The sequence below is a fragment of the Desulfonatronospira thiodismutans ASO3-1 genome (assembly GCF_000174435.1).
Taxonomy (GTDB): Bacteria; Desulfobacterota; Desulfovibrionia; order Desulfovibrionales; family Desulfonatronovibrionaceae; genus Desulfonatronospira; species Desulfonatronospira thiodismutans.
Map to the genome: position 1 here is coordinate 823,031 of NZ_ACJN02000002.1, position 13,661 is coordinate 836,691.

A 13,661-nucleotide genomic window follows, 5' to 3' on the forward strand; every position below is an offset into this window, starting at 1 on the left:
TTTTTTGACTTTTTGCAGTCACGTCTTTGCAGGTGCATCTGAACAAATCAGCGTTACCCCCAGCATTCCAGGATCAGAGGGGCATTTATTCGCTGAAAGTGGCGGACATTGTTTGTAACCAGCGCAGCTCCAGCAGATAATGAGTGAGCCGCAATCATCATATCCAGTTCACCAATGGGTTGGCCGGTTGATACCAGCTGATACCGGATGCCGGCATACCAGTCAGCTGCCTCGACATCCCAGGGCAAAATCCGAACAATCTTAAGGAGGTGGTGCACAGCCAGATGCAGACGGTGGTCAGCAGGCAAGCGTTTCAAGCCATATTTCAACTCAGCGCGGGTCATCACTGAAATACAAATCCTGGCAGGCAGTATTTTCTTCAGTCTTGCCTCAAGATCAGGAGATTGCCCCTTGATGAGATAGCTTGTGATGTCAGTATCCAGCATGTAAAGCATGATTCATACTGCTTTGTCAGTTTCAAGGTTGACAGCATCATCAAACACACCGCTTTCTTGAGGAAGAATATTCATGGGCCTCTCCGTCATGAAATCTTCAGGCACATCCAAGGAGTGAATCAGATCGAAAAAATCTTCCCAGGTATTAGCACCGGGGCTGCTGGAAAGCACCACATCCCCTGTTGTTTCATCTCGAGTAACATATACCTCATGGCCATCAAAACGAAACTCAGCAGGGAGGCGAACAGCCTGGCTGCTACCGTTTTTAAATAACCTGGCGGTGCGTGTTTCTTTTTTCATATCCGTTGTCCTCCTGCTTAACTTTTATTTAGTATATACATGGGTATATGCTACACTCTAATTTTGTCAAGTTTACTTCTTTGCCGTATTAATACGCCCTGGATGATTGTAACCATTCAGGGGGCAGGTACCGGCCAAGGGGACAGTCCCCGCGACACTTTTCCTTCACGAATACAAAAAGTACAGACGCGAAATTAAGTGAAGCTTCACAGTCATTACTCAGCGGGGACAGTCCCCTGGCCTAATGACATGAGTCACCACCGAAGACTCCCTGAATGGTTACGAATGGTTTCGAACGGTTACAGAAAAAATAATTACATGGCTGTCCCCGGGGGTCAATAAAACAGTTTCGCTGCAGGGACAATTATTCAGGTGGCATATGTTTTTCTCTGCTTTCAGGGTACGGATTTATATCAGCGCACGACATCCAGAAACTGCAGGTGCTTTTCATAGTGGTCCAGGATGTCGGTAATGATCTGATCCTTTGTCCAGTTCATGATGTCGTAGTCCTGACCGCCTTCGCGCAGGTGCACCTCGGCGCGGTAGTATTTGCGTTCCTGCCCGGGTCTATTGACGCTGGTGGCGCGCAGGGTAAAGGCCGGGGGCTCGTATTCCCTGGGCCGTACCGAGTAGAAGAAGTCAATCTCCTCCCCATGCAGGACCTCCAGCCAGACCCGGCCATCCTCGCCTTCCTGAATACTGGTCTGTATGCCCCGCATCTCCATTTCCTGGGCCACTTCTTCCATGGCCGGCCACACGGTCTGCTGGATAAAGTTCAAAACTTCCTTTTTGGTGGGCTGATAGACAAGAGTCTTGAGCCTTTTCTTCCATGAACCCGGCTGGGAAGAATAAGGCATGGTTGTGGCGTGCTTCAAAGTGACTTTTTTGACCACTTCCATGCGCACCGACTTGTAAAGCCCCAGGCACATGAGAAGCATTATGGCTGTAAAGGGCAGGGCACTGGCAATGGAAGCCGTCTGCAGGGCCCCCAGACCCCCGGCTACAAGGAGCACTGCAGCCACGACTCCTTCGGATGTGGCCCAGAAAATGCGCTGCCAGACAGGCGCATTTTCCTCGCCTCCGGAGGTGAGCATGTCGATGACCAGCGAGCCGGAGTCCGAGGAGGTGACGAAAAAGGTGACCACCAGGATGGTGGCGATAAAGGATATTATTGTGGACAAAGGCAGGTGCTCAAAGAACCTGAACAAAGCCACGGTTGCATCTTCGCTGACTGCATCCCCGAGATGGGTCATTCCCTGGATCATGATCATGTGCAGGGCGGTGTTGCCGAAAAAGGTCATCCAGATGAAGGTAAAGCCCACCGGGACCATGAGCACACCCACTACAAACTGGCGGATGGTGCGGCCCCGGGAGACCCGGGCGATGAACATGCCCACAAAGGGGGACCAGGCTATCCACCAGCCCCAGTAAAAAAGGGTCCAGCCCCCTATCCAGTCCGTGGGATCATAGGCATGCAGGTTGAAGGTCATTTCAGCCAGGTCTGCGATATAGGCCCCGGTATTCTGAGTGAAGGTCTGCATCAAAAAGACCGTCGGCCCGAAAATGAGTACAAAAATCACCAGGCCCACAGCCAGGATCATGTTCAGCTCGGATATGCGTTTAATGCCTCCGTCCAGGCCCATGACCACGGAAATGGTGGCAATGACAGTGATGACGGCTATAAGCAGGATCTGCACCCAGATGTCTATGGGTACACCGAAAAGATATTCCAGTCCGGCGTTGATCTGGGTCACTCCCAGTCCCAGAGATGTAGCCACCCCGAACATGGTCCCCAGTACGGCAAAGGTATCCACGGCATGGCCTATGGGTCCGTAAATACGTTCCCCGATTAGGGGATAAAATGCGGAGCGGATGGTCAGGGGGAGATTGTGCCTAAAGGCGAAATAGGCCAGGGAGATGGCCACTACTGCATAGATGGCCCAGGCGTGCAGGCCCCAGTGAAAGAAGGTGATCTTCATGGACTCCCGGGCCGCTTCAGGAGTACCCCCTTCACCCACCGGCGGGCTCAGGTAATGCATGACCGGCTCGGCCACTCCGAAGAACATGAGCCCGATACCCATGCCGGCGGAAAAAAGCATGGCAAACCAGGATATATATGTATAGTCAGGTTCGCTGTGGTCAGGGCCGAGCTTTATGGTGCCCAGGGAGGACACTCCAAGGAAGATAACAAAAACCAGAAAAGTGGCCACGGAGAGAATGTAGAACCAGCCGACGGACTCGGCTATCCATCCCTGAACACTGCCAAAGATTTCACCGGCTCTTTCGGGACTGCTTATTGTCAGTACAACGAAAATAATGGTCAGAAGGGCGGAACTGAAAAAAACAGCCGGATTGATTTTGATCCACGATTTTTCTGTGGACAGGGGAGAGGTATTTTCTTCCATTGGAATGCTCCTGAGGTTGGATAAATATTCTGGGCTGTTTCCTTGACCCTGCGCGGAAAAGAGGCCCCTTCTGGGCAAATTCAGAAAAAGGAAGGGATTTCATACAACCACCCCCGGCCCCTCCTTGGCTAAGGAGGGGAGTTAACGCCGGGCCAGTAATCCTATACGGAGGAGCAGGCAGGGTATGAGAAAACAGTTGCCAACATGTTTTTCCGATATTTTTGTTAAGCGCCTACCACTACAGCGAAACTTATAAAATACAGTATGGTATCTCAATTGGGGACAGGCACCCCCGCACTTATTTTTCTGAAGGATGATTAACAGGTTTTAAAAATAAGTGCGGGGAGATCCAGTCCCCGGAGGTCAATAAATAAGTTTCGCTGTAGTGCTACTCTTTGTACTCCTTGAAAAAAAATTCTTCAAGCCTTGATATATTTTTCACCAGATAGCTTACAGGATAGACTTTGACCCGGGATGCAAAGAGGATTAAGGAACATGCCCAATGGACAGAATGAATATTCTACCGGATTTTATCAGGCAAAAACCGGGCCTGGCGCTTTTTGCCATGCTGGCGGTGGCGGTTTCCGGGTTCGGACAGACCTTTTTCGTCTCGGTTTTCGGGGAAGAAATCCGTACCTCTGCCGGGCTTTCGCACACTGCTTACGGCAGTATCTACAGCCTGGCCACCCTGGTAAGTGCGGCCATGCTCTTCAAGTTCGGCAGGCTGGTTGATATCTGGCCTCTTTCCAGGGCTGTGCTGCTGGCCACAGCCATTCTTGCCCTGGGGTGCCTGCTTGTGGGCCTCAAGGGCGGGGTGCTGTTGCTAAGTGTTGGTTTTTTCTGCATACGCTTCGGTGGGCAGGGTCTTTTCGGGCATATGGGCATGACCACGGCTGCCAGGTATTTTTCTGCTCACAGGGGCAAGGCAGTGGCTCTGGCCGGCTCGGGATTTCCCCTGGCTGAAGCTGTCCTGCCTGCCAGTGCTGTGTTCATGGCTGCTCTCTGGGGGTGGCATGTTCCCTGGCTGGCCTCTGCCGGATTCCTGGTGCTGATGGTTTTGCCCCTGCTGTATTATCTGACCAGGGATATACCAGCTCCTGTTCAGGACCTGGCGGGCAAAGAAGCCAAAGACTCTCTTAGAAGCCACACCCGGGAAGAGGTGGTAAGGGACAGGGGTTTTTACATGGTCCTGCCTGCGATTCTGGCCTCACCGTTTATGGTCACAGCCCTTTTGTTTCACCAGGCTGCCGTTGCCTCCATGCAGGGATGGTCCATGCATGTTGTGGGTACGGCATTTACCTGTTATGCTGCGGGGCACCTGGGAGCGCTTCTGGGGACAGGTCCCCTGGTGGACCGCATCAGTGCGGGCAAAACCCTGCCTCTGGCGGTGCTGCCCATGGCAGCCGGCCTGATGATACTTGCGGCTTTCCAGGGGATATGGGTGGCATATGTTTACCTGGGGCTCATGGGCATGACCCACGGCATGACCGCTACAGCCGGAGGGGCTGTCTGGGCGGAGCGCTACGGTCTGCTTCACCTGGGCTCCATCAGGGCCATGGCTCAGTCAGCGGTGGTTCTGTCTACAGCGGCTGCTCCTCTGCTGGCGGGTTTTCTGCTGGATCAGGGGCTGGGCATAAATATTCTGGCTGCCATTCTGGCAGCAACAACTCTGACCTGCGGGGTTCTGGCACGCTTTGCCCCTGCCCCCCGGAGTTAGATGCCAGAAGATAGAAGAATCAAAATGAAGACAAGACCATGAAAGATACCAACAACAAACAAAGAAATACAACCGGCTGCAGCCGCAGGGATTTTCTGGCTGCAGCCGGTATGGCCGGAGCCGGACTGGTGGCCTGGCCGGGATTTGCGGCCCATGCAGGTGAAGGCAAGCCCGAAGCTTCCCGCACGGGAGTCGGTCTGGCTCTGGGTGCAGGCGGTGCCAACGGCCTGGCCCATATTGCAGTGCTGGAAGCCCTGGACGAAATTAAAGTCCGGCCAAAAATCATTGCCGGAAGCAGTATAGGGGCCATTCTGGGAGTTCTGTATGCTTCGGGCATATCAGGCCGGGAGATGCGCGAGGCAGCCCTGGAAATCTTTGACTCCCAGCCCAGCATCTGGGGAGGGTGGCTGGAGAGAATCACCGGCAGCGGACTTCTGGATATGCTCAGGCCCGGCCTTGGAGAGGGCGGACTTTTGGACCCTGAAGGAGTCCTGGACTTTGTGCGGGAAAAGATCCAGGTGCAGGACTTTGAAGAGCTGCAAATTCCTCTTAAGGTGGTGGCTACAGACTTCTGGAGGCGGGAGCAGGTAGTATTTGACTCCGGGGAGATCATCCCGGCCATCGAGGCCAGTATGGCTGTTCCGGGGCTGTTCGCCCCGGTGCGCTACCAGGACAGGCTCCTGGTGGACGGGGCCATAGTCAACCCGGTGCCTTTCGATCTTGTACTGGACAGCTGCGATATTTCAGTTGCTGTGGATGTATCCGGGAAGAGTTCCCCGGATAACAAGGAGCGCCCATCCTACCTGGACACTATATTCGCCACCTTTGAGATAATGCAGGAATCCATAATGCAGCAAAAGCTAAGGATATATTCTCCGGATATTTATTTACGCCCGGAAGTAGTGGATGTGCGCCTGATGCAGTTCAACAAGATAAAAAGGATCCTTAAGGAGGCCGAGCCTGCCAGAGAAAGGCTTAAAGAAGAGCTGGAAAGGCTTTTATAGGCCCTCCGCTTCCTTTTGCATAAAGACTTGGCCGGAGGGGCCGGCATATACAGTTGTAATAATGCGCTCCCGCCTTCTGGAGGGAGCGCATTTTTTCGTCAGTTTTACGGTTATTCTTCTTCTTTCAGCCTGTTGACCAGTTCGCTTAATTCCTGGGCCTGCTGGGCCAGGTCGGAAATGGCCTGGGCCGACTGCTGCATGACGTCCGCGGTCTCCTGGGAAATGCGGCTTATTTCCTCCATGCTTCTGTTTACCTCCTCGCTTGCCGAAGACTGTTCCTCGCTGGCGGTGGCGATGGAGCGGACCTGGTCCGCTGCCTGCTCTGCCAGGGCCACGATTTCCTTGAGGGCTTCACCGGAATTATTAGCCAGTCCGGTGGATTCGTCCACCAGCTGCGCCACCTTATCCATGCCCTGGATATTTTCATCCGCACCGCTCTGTATGGATGAAATGGCCTCGCCGACTTCCTTGGTGGCCTTCATGGTCTTTTCCGCCAGCTTGCGCACTTCGTCGGCCACCACAGCAAAGCCCCGCCCGGCGTCACCGGCCCGGGCCGCTTCTATGGCCGCGTTGAGGGCCAGAAGGTTGGTCTGGTCGGCTATGTCTTCAATGACGTTCATTATCTGGCCGATCTGCTCGGACTGCTTGCCCAGCCCGGCCAGGCTGTCCTTCATCTCGCCGGCCTGCTGCTGCACCCTGTTGATGGCCTGGACCGACTGTTTGACCACGTCCGCCCCTTCCAGGGCCTTAGTCCTGGCCTGATCCGAGCTTTCAGCAGCGCTGGAGGCGTTTTTGGCCACTTCCAGGACAGTGGCATTCATTTCCTCCATGGCTGTAGCGGTCTCACCGGTGCGCTGCTTCTGCTGTTCAGCGCCGCGGCTGGACTGCTCCACCTGGGCCGATAGTTCGTCGGAAGCCGAGGTCATGCGCTCCACTACTTCTTCAATCTGACCGGCCGCCTGCAGCATTCCCTCGCGCTTGGCCTTCCTGGCCTGCTCCAGGGCTTCCTCGGCCTCGGACCTGAACTGTTCAGCCTTTTCAGTCTCCTGTCTGGCCTGTTCCTTCTTTTCCTCGGCTTCGGAGATCTTTTCCTTGAGGTTATCCACCATCTTCTGCAGGCTGTGTCCCAGATCCTGCATTTCATCCCGGGAATCGACCTGAAGCTTTTGCTCCAGGTTTCCGGCTGAGACCTGGCTGGCAAAGCCGGTTATTTTGTTCAGAGGTCTTAATATGGTCCGGTTGGTGTTGTAGAAGGTGATTCCGGCCAGGATGAGCAGCAGAAGGGCCATGGTGCCCACCAGGGTGTAGGTGAGATTGCTGATCATGGCCTGTTCGCGGGAGATGTCCAGGACATAGGCCATTACTCCCACCTGATCTCCGGAATAATCCAAGATGGGAAAAGCGGCCACGGAATAGTTGCCTTCCTGGTGTACAGACAGCTCAGTGCGGCCCGTATCCAGAATATCCGCGCTGATCATGCGCTCCAGGTCCCGGTCGTCAGCACCCATGACCTGGACATACCTGTTGTCCAGAACCGGATACTCGGATTCATCCTGCAGCCGGGTGGCTATGTCCAGGAGGTCCTCGTTCATGTACACCAGCAGGTGCTCACCCTCACCTTCGGCTGCAGCTTCCACCACCGGGTCAAAGTCGATGAGCATTTCCACCGAACCCAGCTGGTCGCGCTCCTCTCCCATGACCGGCAGGACATTGCGCAGGGTGAAGCCGCCCCGGCCCACCTCCAGGCCCTGGGCAGGGGTGCCGGTATTGTTGACATGCATGACAGTCTCTCTAAACTCGGAAATATCATCGGAAACATCCTCCCAGTTGCCGTCCACCATGGCGTTTTTGTCCCGCCAGATGCGCACCAGACTGCGGCCGTTGGGCAGGTGAAAGTGCAGCATAAGGTCTTCGTCCCGGGTTTCCTTAAAGCCGTCAAGCATGTCCGACAGATCCTGGCGCAGCATCTCCCGGCCTTCCTGGGATTCAGGCGAGCGCAGGTCATCTATGTCTCCCTGCAGTGCAGTGCGATAAGCCTGCTGCACCTCGGGCATGCGGGTAAACAGCGAGGATACGGCTTCGGATTCCTGGGTGGCCAGAGTCATGGCCCCCTGGATTTCGGCCTGCTTGTTTTCCGAGAGTCGCTGGATGAACTCGTTGCTGACCACTGCCAGCTGACGGCCCAAAAGAAAGTAAATAATCAGGATAAGTACTGCCAGGGCGATTATCAGGGGCAAAATTATTTTACCCCGCAGTCTGAGATTGAAAAGCTGTTTCATGGATCCTCCTTGTTTTATACTGCCGCATGCCGGGAAAGGCTGCTTTTTTCAGTCCGTAAAGTAAAGATTCAAAGTCCAGGAGGGTGGCCAGGCCCACCTTCAGCCTGGCCACTCCGGTAAAATAAAAGTCTGCCATCATCAGCAGTCTGCTGTTGCTTTAAGCGTCTTGCCCGGTCATGTTTTTTCCACGTTGTTGCTGATTTATGAAATAATGCAGATAAAAGCTGATTCGGTGAAAAAAGAGGTTTCTTTAGCCTGCCTGAGACCTGAATGCTTGCCATCAGTCAGTAGAACAGGTTTGTCCAAAATAAAAGTGGTGCTTGAATTTTGCGTTGCCAGATATGCACTCCCGGGGCGGGTTTGTCAATGCATACTCAATGATTGTTAAGTCGATTTGACAGGGGGCGGGTTGCTGCAAGTGAAAAAGGGGCGTTGTCTTTCGGGCCAGGCAAAAGCCAGCTCAAGAAAATCTATTGTCAATCATCATAAGTTCCTGCTTTCCCAGTCGAAGCCTGCGATATTACGCTCCCGGGGGTCGAACTCTACCCCGATGAGATAGATCTTCCGGCCGGGTGCGTGGTACTGGTCCGCATATCGCCTGGACCTGATCTGTTCCAGGGCACTGCCCGGGGTTTTGTCCAAGCCCTGAACCTTGAACTCACAAATAAAGACTTTGTCCTCCAGCTTGACCGTCAAATCTATCCGGCCCATGCTGGTGGCGTCCTCAGGGATGACCTCCAGTCCCAGGGCGGCAAAATAGCAGTAAAAAATCGAGGCGTAATAGCCCTCGTACCCGGCCAGCTGGTTTTTGCGGTACCAGTCATGGGGAATGGAGGCGAAAAAGGCGTGAAAAATATCTTTCAGGGCTTCCGGATTCTCCGCCTCCAGGGCATCCAGGGCCGCGAACTTGGTCTTTTCCGAAGCGGAGAGGTTGCCCGTGAGATAGGGCAGCAGGGAATCGGTCAGGCTCTGCTTCACCTCCTGGTTGGGGTAGCTAAGAAAGAAGCGCCTGGTCCCGGCGGTCTGGGAAACCTTCCTGATGGTCAGGTACCCGGCCTGAAACATCAGGGTCTCTACCTCCAGGTGATCCACATCAAAACTGCCCAGTAGTTTTTCACTGGCCTGGACCTGTTCCAGATCCGGAACAAAGTATTTCCGTTCCTGCATGAGCTTGATCAAAAAACTGGGAGTGCCGGTCTCAAACCAGTAAGGCCGAAGTTCCTTAGAGTCCAGATAGAGCAAAATATCAAAGGGATTATAGACCTCTTCTCCCAGCCAGCTGTAGCCGTTGTACCAGTACCGGACCTGTTCCAGGTCTACACCTGCAAGCCGTTCCGCAAACACGGTTTCCAGGTCCTTCTGGGTATAGCCGCAGATTGCAGAGTAGCGTCTGTCTATGGTGATGTCCTGGAGATTGTTCAGCCCGCTGAACAAAGAGACCTTGCTGAACTTGGAGACCCCGGTGATAAAAACAAACTGGATATACGGGTCACTGTCCTTGATCACGGAATAGTAGTTCTTTAACTCATCCCTGAGGGCCGCGGCGGTGTCCCGGTCCTCGATATTGTCCAGAATGGGCTTGTCGTATTCGTCCACCAGGATAACCACTTTCTGGCTGAATCTGGAATACAGGGAATAAATCAATTCGGCAAAGCGTTCGCGCAAATCAGGACGTTTAAGAGTGATGCCGTATTCCATCTCCTGATTTTCCAGAATTGTTCCAAAGCGTATTTCCAGGTCCTCAAGCTTTTGTAGGTGCCCGGACCCGAAGCTGATATGGATCACCGGATTGGTTTGGTTCCAGTCCCAGTTCTCTTCCAGATAAAGCCCCTGAAACAGATCCTTCTTGCCCTGGTAAGCGGCCTTGATGGTGCTTAAAAACAGGCTCTTGCCAAACCGCCTGGGTCGTGAAAGAAAATAGTATTTACCCTGGGAGGTTACCTCGTGCACGAATCCGGTCTTGTCCACATAATAATATCCTTCCTGGATCAAGTTCTCAAAGGTCTGGATCCCTATGGGCAGTTTTTTCATGTTCAGCTCCTGGTAACTGCTATGGTTGCCCGGTTCAGTTCTTGGGTCAAAAGTTAGAGCCTGGGTGAAAGAGAGTGGGACAGGCACATACTGCTTGTAATCATCTTCACATTTCGCGCTTGACGCGAAGTGTGCAATTAAAAAGGAAGAGAGTTCAAGTACAGTGTTCCGGATCAATGTCCAGGATCAAGGCAACAGCCTTTTTAACGGCATCCAACTCCGCTGAGTTGATCTGCCCGAGCTTTTCCAGAAACCGTTGATGGCTGAGGGACCTGAGCTGATAACAGTCGATGGCGGACTTTTTCTGAAGGGCATTGGACACGCTGGGTTCCAGGCAGACAAAAAAAGGATTGCCTTCCCAGTTCGGATTCCAGGTGGTTACGGGGACGACAATGGCTAACTTCAGATGTTTGCTGTGACCGCCATTCAAGATGACAACAGGGCGCGTCTTTTTGATTTCATCTCCCAGTGTGGGCGCAAGGTTGACCCAGTAAATGTCACCAACGTTCAAAGTCTTCCCCTTCTATGTCTTCAAACTGATTGGGATAGGGCCCCTGCCCAATCATTTCCATGGCCTGCTGCCTCTTGAGAGCCCGAAGCCTTTTGCGGTCTTCCCTGACCTGGGTCTTGACCGCCTGACGCATGTACTCACTTAAGCTTTTGTAGTTCAATTCTTTGTAGACTTTCTTGATGAACTCATAGTGTTCAGGCTCTATTTGGATTTTGGTCTGAATAAGCATCGGGAACCTCTCATTTCTGTCCTTAACACTACAGCGAAATTTATAAAATACAGTATGGTATCTCAATTGGGGACAGGCACCCCCGCACTTATTTTTCTGAAGGATGATTAACAGGTTTTAAAAATAAGTGCAGGGAGAGCCAGTCCCCGGAGGTCAATAAATAAGTTTCGCTGTAGTGTTAAAAAATATGATAATTATAATTAGGGTCTTTCTGGGCCAAATGTCAAGGGCATTAAACTGGGCCCAATTATCTGTTGTCGGGGAGTAGGCCCACTTTCATGAAGATTGCGTCTTTTTTTAAGACGATAGGTATTGTAATTTGTGTATTTGGAGCGAGTATCTGGTATTTACGTGTGTCTGCATGCAAAGATCAATAAACCTTGATTTCACCGGGCCTGCCTGGCATCGGTCCAGGTTGAACTCGCCGTGCCCCCGGGCGTACTCCTCCAGTACTACGGGCAGGGCGTCATCCCAGATTTGCCGGAGCATGGGCGCGTTGAGCATTCGGCCTCTTTATGGGCGTTGATGTCCTGGCCTGCGCTTAGGTAAAAGGCAAAACGGGCTGGGTGAACGGAATGCGGAAAATCGAGAAAAAACCCGGCACTGAGGCATGTCTGAGTGCCGGGTTTTCCTGAAGCAGGATCAGGTATTGCGGCAGCGCTTGTAAATGCGCTGGAAATGATGCCCGAAGATGCTCAGCTCCACCACCTCGGGCAGGGCTCTGGTCTTGGTGAGTGCGGTTTTTATCAGCACCTTCCAGAACCAGGGCGCACTTCTGGAAAAGATACCGATACGCCAGATGCTGCGCCACAGGGCAATGATGTCGTGGCGGTTGATCCTGGACCGGGATGTTGGCCTGTAGCTCTTGAGAAAGGTCTCAATGCGCTGATAATAGTATCTGGGAGAATATATTGTGGATACGATGTCCCGGTAACCGGCCAGCAGGGTTTCCGTGCCCATCCTGGGGATGAAGTTCAGGCTGCCGTCGGTGTTTTCCCCGGTGGGGGTATAAAGAAGGCGGCCTTCCTTCTGCAGGCGCTCCCAGAGCCTGGTCCGGGGCAGGGCTCCCAAAAGGCCCACCATGGCCGTGACCACTCCACTTTGCTGGATAAAGCGGATCTGGGATTCGAAAATGCTTTCATTGTCATTGTCAAAGCCGACAATAAATCCTCCCATGACCAGCATTCCGTTCTGGTGAATGGTCTCCACCGCCTGGACCAGGTCGCGGCTGCTGTTCTGATTCTTGCCGCACTCCTGCAGGCTCTCCTTGTTGGGCGTTTCCAGGCCCAGAAAGACCTTGTTGAAATTGGACTGGCGCATGAGGTCCATAAGTTCCTGATCATCAGCCAGCTCCACACTGGCCTCGGTAAAAAGAACAAAGGGGTAATCGTGCTCAGCCTGCCACTCTTTGAGGCTGGCAAGCATTTTTTTGACTTTGCGCTTGTTGCCAATGAAGTTGTCGTCCACTATAAACAGGGAACCTCGCCAGCCGGCATTGTACAGGGTCTCCACCTCGTTTATCATCTGTTCCGGCGATTTGGTCCTGGGGCGGCGGCCGTTCATTATAACAATGTCGCAGAATTCGCACTGGTAAGGGCATCCCCTGGAATACTGAATGGCCATGGAGGCGTACTTGCGCATGTCGATGAGTGACCATTCCGGTACCGGGGTGCGGTCCAGTGCGGGGCGTTCCTGGGAAGTGTATATCCGCTCGGGTTTACCCATCTCCAGGTCCTTTAGAAACAGGGGCAGGGTTGTTTCTGCCTCGTTCAGGATAAGGTGGTCCACCTCGGGGTAGCTTTCAGGCTGTGAGGTAAAGGCCGGACCACCGGCCACAACTGTTTTGCCTTTTTCCTTGCTGCGGCTTATGACTTCCCGGGCGCTTTTGTCCTGGACCAGCATGGCACTGACCAGAACCATGTCCGCCCATTCTATGTCCGAGTCGCTAAGGCTCTCAACATTGAGGTCCACAACCCTTTTCTCCCATTCCCCAGGGAGCATGGCTGCCACAGTGAGCAGGCCGGTGGGAGGATAGGCCGCTTTTTTGGAAATAAAGCGCAGGGCATGCTTAAAACTCCAGAATGTGTCAGGATATTGAGGGTACACCATTAATGTGCGCATAAATAATACCGCCTTTCTCTTTTTATGCAGAGGCCCTGGGATACAGGGATTGATTTGATGTAACAGTTCAGCCCTTTTTTAAGGAAAGCAGGGGGCTGGCACCCCTGCACTCATTTTTTTGAAAAAGTATTGACAGGTTTTAAAAATAAGTGCGGGGAGAGCCACTCCCAGTGCTACATGCAAATGGCTGAACTGTTACGATTTGATGCAGTTAAAAAAATCGACACAGGGGCATACAGGTTGTCTTGCCCTTGATACATAAGCCTTCAACTATAAGGCACACTGGAATGTAATGCATTGAAATGAGAAATTCAAGCCCCCTTTTTGCAATTTAATATGTGCCGGGCGAAGATTTTAGCAGGTTAGCCTTTTTTTCTGGCGGCACTGCCGGAAGTGCTCAAGGGTTACAGGTCCTGGAGGGATATAAGCCGGACAGTCTCCGGTGAAAAAAGCTGGTTGCGGGTAACCATTCAGGGGGGGGCGGAACCATACAAGTTTGCCTGTCTGGCAGACGGGCGGGCAACGCCTTTCTAGTGCTCTTTATTCTTCAAAACCGTGTGTGCGAAGCACCAGTGTGAAGCCTGCAGGCTTCCAGTGCCAGAAAAGATT

At 53.0% G+C, this 13,661-nt stretch carries 11 protein-coding genes; 2 read left to right on the forward strand and 9 right to left on the reverse strand.

Annotation, left to right across the window (positions count from 1 at the left end):
- Nucleotides 1-53: 53 nt before the first annotated feature.
- From DTHIO_RS09985 to DTHIO_RS09995, 3 genes are all read right to left on the reverse strand, one after another.
- On the reverse strand, nucleotides 54-446 hold the full coding sequence (locus DTHIO_RS09985) for a PIN domain-containing protein (protein ID WP_244156352.1): 393 nt from the start codon (nucleotides 444-446) through the stop codon (nucleotides 54-56).
- Between the two features lie 12 nt (nucleotides 447-458).
- A complete protein-coding gene (locus tag DTHIO_RS09990) occupies nucleotides 459-755 on the reverse strand; it encodes an antitoxin (protein WP_008870170.1) in 297 nt (98 codons plus the stop codon).
- Nucleotides 756-1,168: 413 nt separating this feature from the next.
- Nucleotides 1,169-3,160 carry a BCCT family transporter gene (locus DTHIO_RS09995; RefSeq protein ID WP_008870171.1) on the reverse strand — a complete coding sequence of 664 codons (1,992 nt, stop codon included), beginning with the start codon at nucleotides 3,158-3,160 and terminating at the stop codon, nucleotides 1,169-1,171.
- A 502-nt stretch (nucleotides 3,161-3,662) separates the two neighbouring features.
- Between DTHIO_RS09995 and DTHIO_RS10000 the strand changes: the two genes are divergently transcribed.
- The gene (locus DTHIO_RS10000; RefSeq protein ID WP_008870172.1) at nucleotides 3,663-4,877 is read left to right on the forward strand and encodes an MFS transporter; all 1,215 of its coding nucleotides are present in this window, start codon (nucleotides 3,663-3,665) and stop codon (nucleotides 4,875-4,877) included.
- A gap of 38 nt (nucleotides 4,878-4,915) precedes the next feature.
- Nucleotides 4,916-5,881: a patatin-like phospholipase family protein gene (locus tag DTHIO_RS10005; protein WP_008870173.1), complete on the forward strand. Its 966-nt coding sequence runs from the start codon at nucleotides 4,916-4,918 to the stop codon at nucleotides 5,879-5,881.
- Nucleotides 5,882-5,991: 110 nt separating this feature from the next.
- Here DTHIO_RS10005 and DTHIO_RS21680 read toward each other — a convergent pair whose 3' ends face one another.
- The 6 genes from DTHIO_RS21680 to DTHIO_RS10035 form a co-directional block, all read right to left on the reverse strand.
- A complete protein-coding gene (locus tag DTHIO_RS21680) occupies nucleotides 5,992-8,160 on the reverse strand; it encodes a methyl-accepting chemotaxis protein (RefSeq protein ID WP_008870174.1) in 2,169 nt (722 codons plus the stop codon).
- Nucleotides 8,126-8,296 (reverse strand): hypothetical protein, encoded by a 171-nt coding sequence (locus tag DTHIO_RS21435; RefSeq protein WP_208596400.1) that lies wholly within the window; start codon nucleotides 8,294-8,296, stop codon nucleotides 8,126-8,128. The genes DTHIO_RS21680 and DTHIO_RS21435 overlap by 35 nt, the downstream gene beginning before the upstream one ends.
- 347 nt (nucleotides 8,297-8,643) lie before the next feature.
- Nucleotides 8,644-10,191, reverse strand: a complete 1,548-nt coding sequence (locus tag DTHIO_RS10015) for an ATP-binding protein (RefSeq protein WP_008870176.1) — start codon at nucleotides 10,189-10,191, stop codon at nucleotides 8,644-8,646.
- Nucleotides 10,192-10,345: 154 nt separating this feature from the next.
- On the reverse strand, nucleotides 10,346-10,702 hold the full coding sequence (locus DTHIO_RS10020; RefSeq protein WP_008870177.1) for a type II toxin-antitoxin system PemK/MazF family toxin: 357 nt from the start codon (nucleotides 10,700-10,702) through the stop codon (nucleotides 10,346-10,348).
- Nucleotides 10,689-10,931, reverse strand: coding sequence for a crotonobetainyl-CoA--carnitine CoA-transferase (locus DTHIO_RS10025; RefSeq protein WP_008870178.1), 243 nt, complete (start codon nucleotides 10,929-10,931; stop codon nucleotides 10,689-10,691). Before DTHIO_RS10025 ends, DTHIO_RS10020 begins: the two co-directional genes overlap by 14 nt.
- A 642-nt stretch (nucleotides 10,932-11,573) precedes the next feature.
- Nucleotides 11,574-13,052 (reverse strand): B12-binding domain-containing radical SAM protein, encoded by a 1,479-nt coding sequence (locus DTHIO_RS10035; RefSeq protein ID WP_008870180.1) that lies wholly within the window; start codon nucleotides 13,050-13,052, stop codon nucleotides 11,574-11,576.
- Nucleotides 13,053-13,661: the final 609 nt, after the last annotated feature.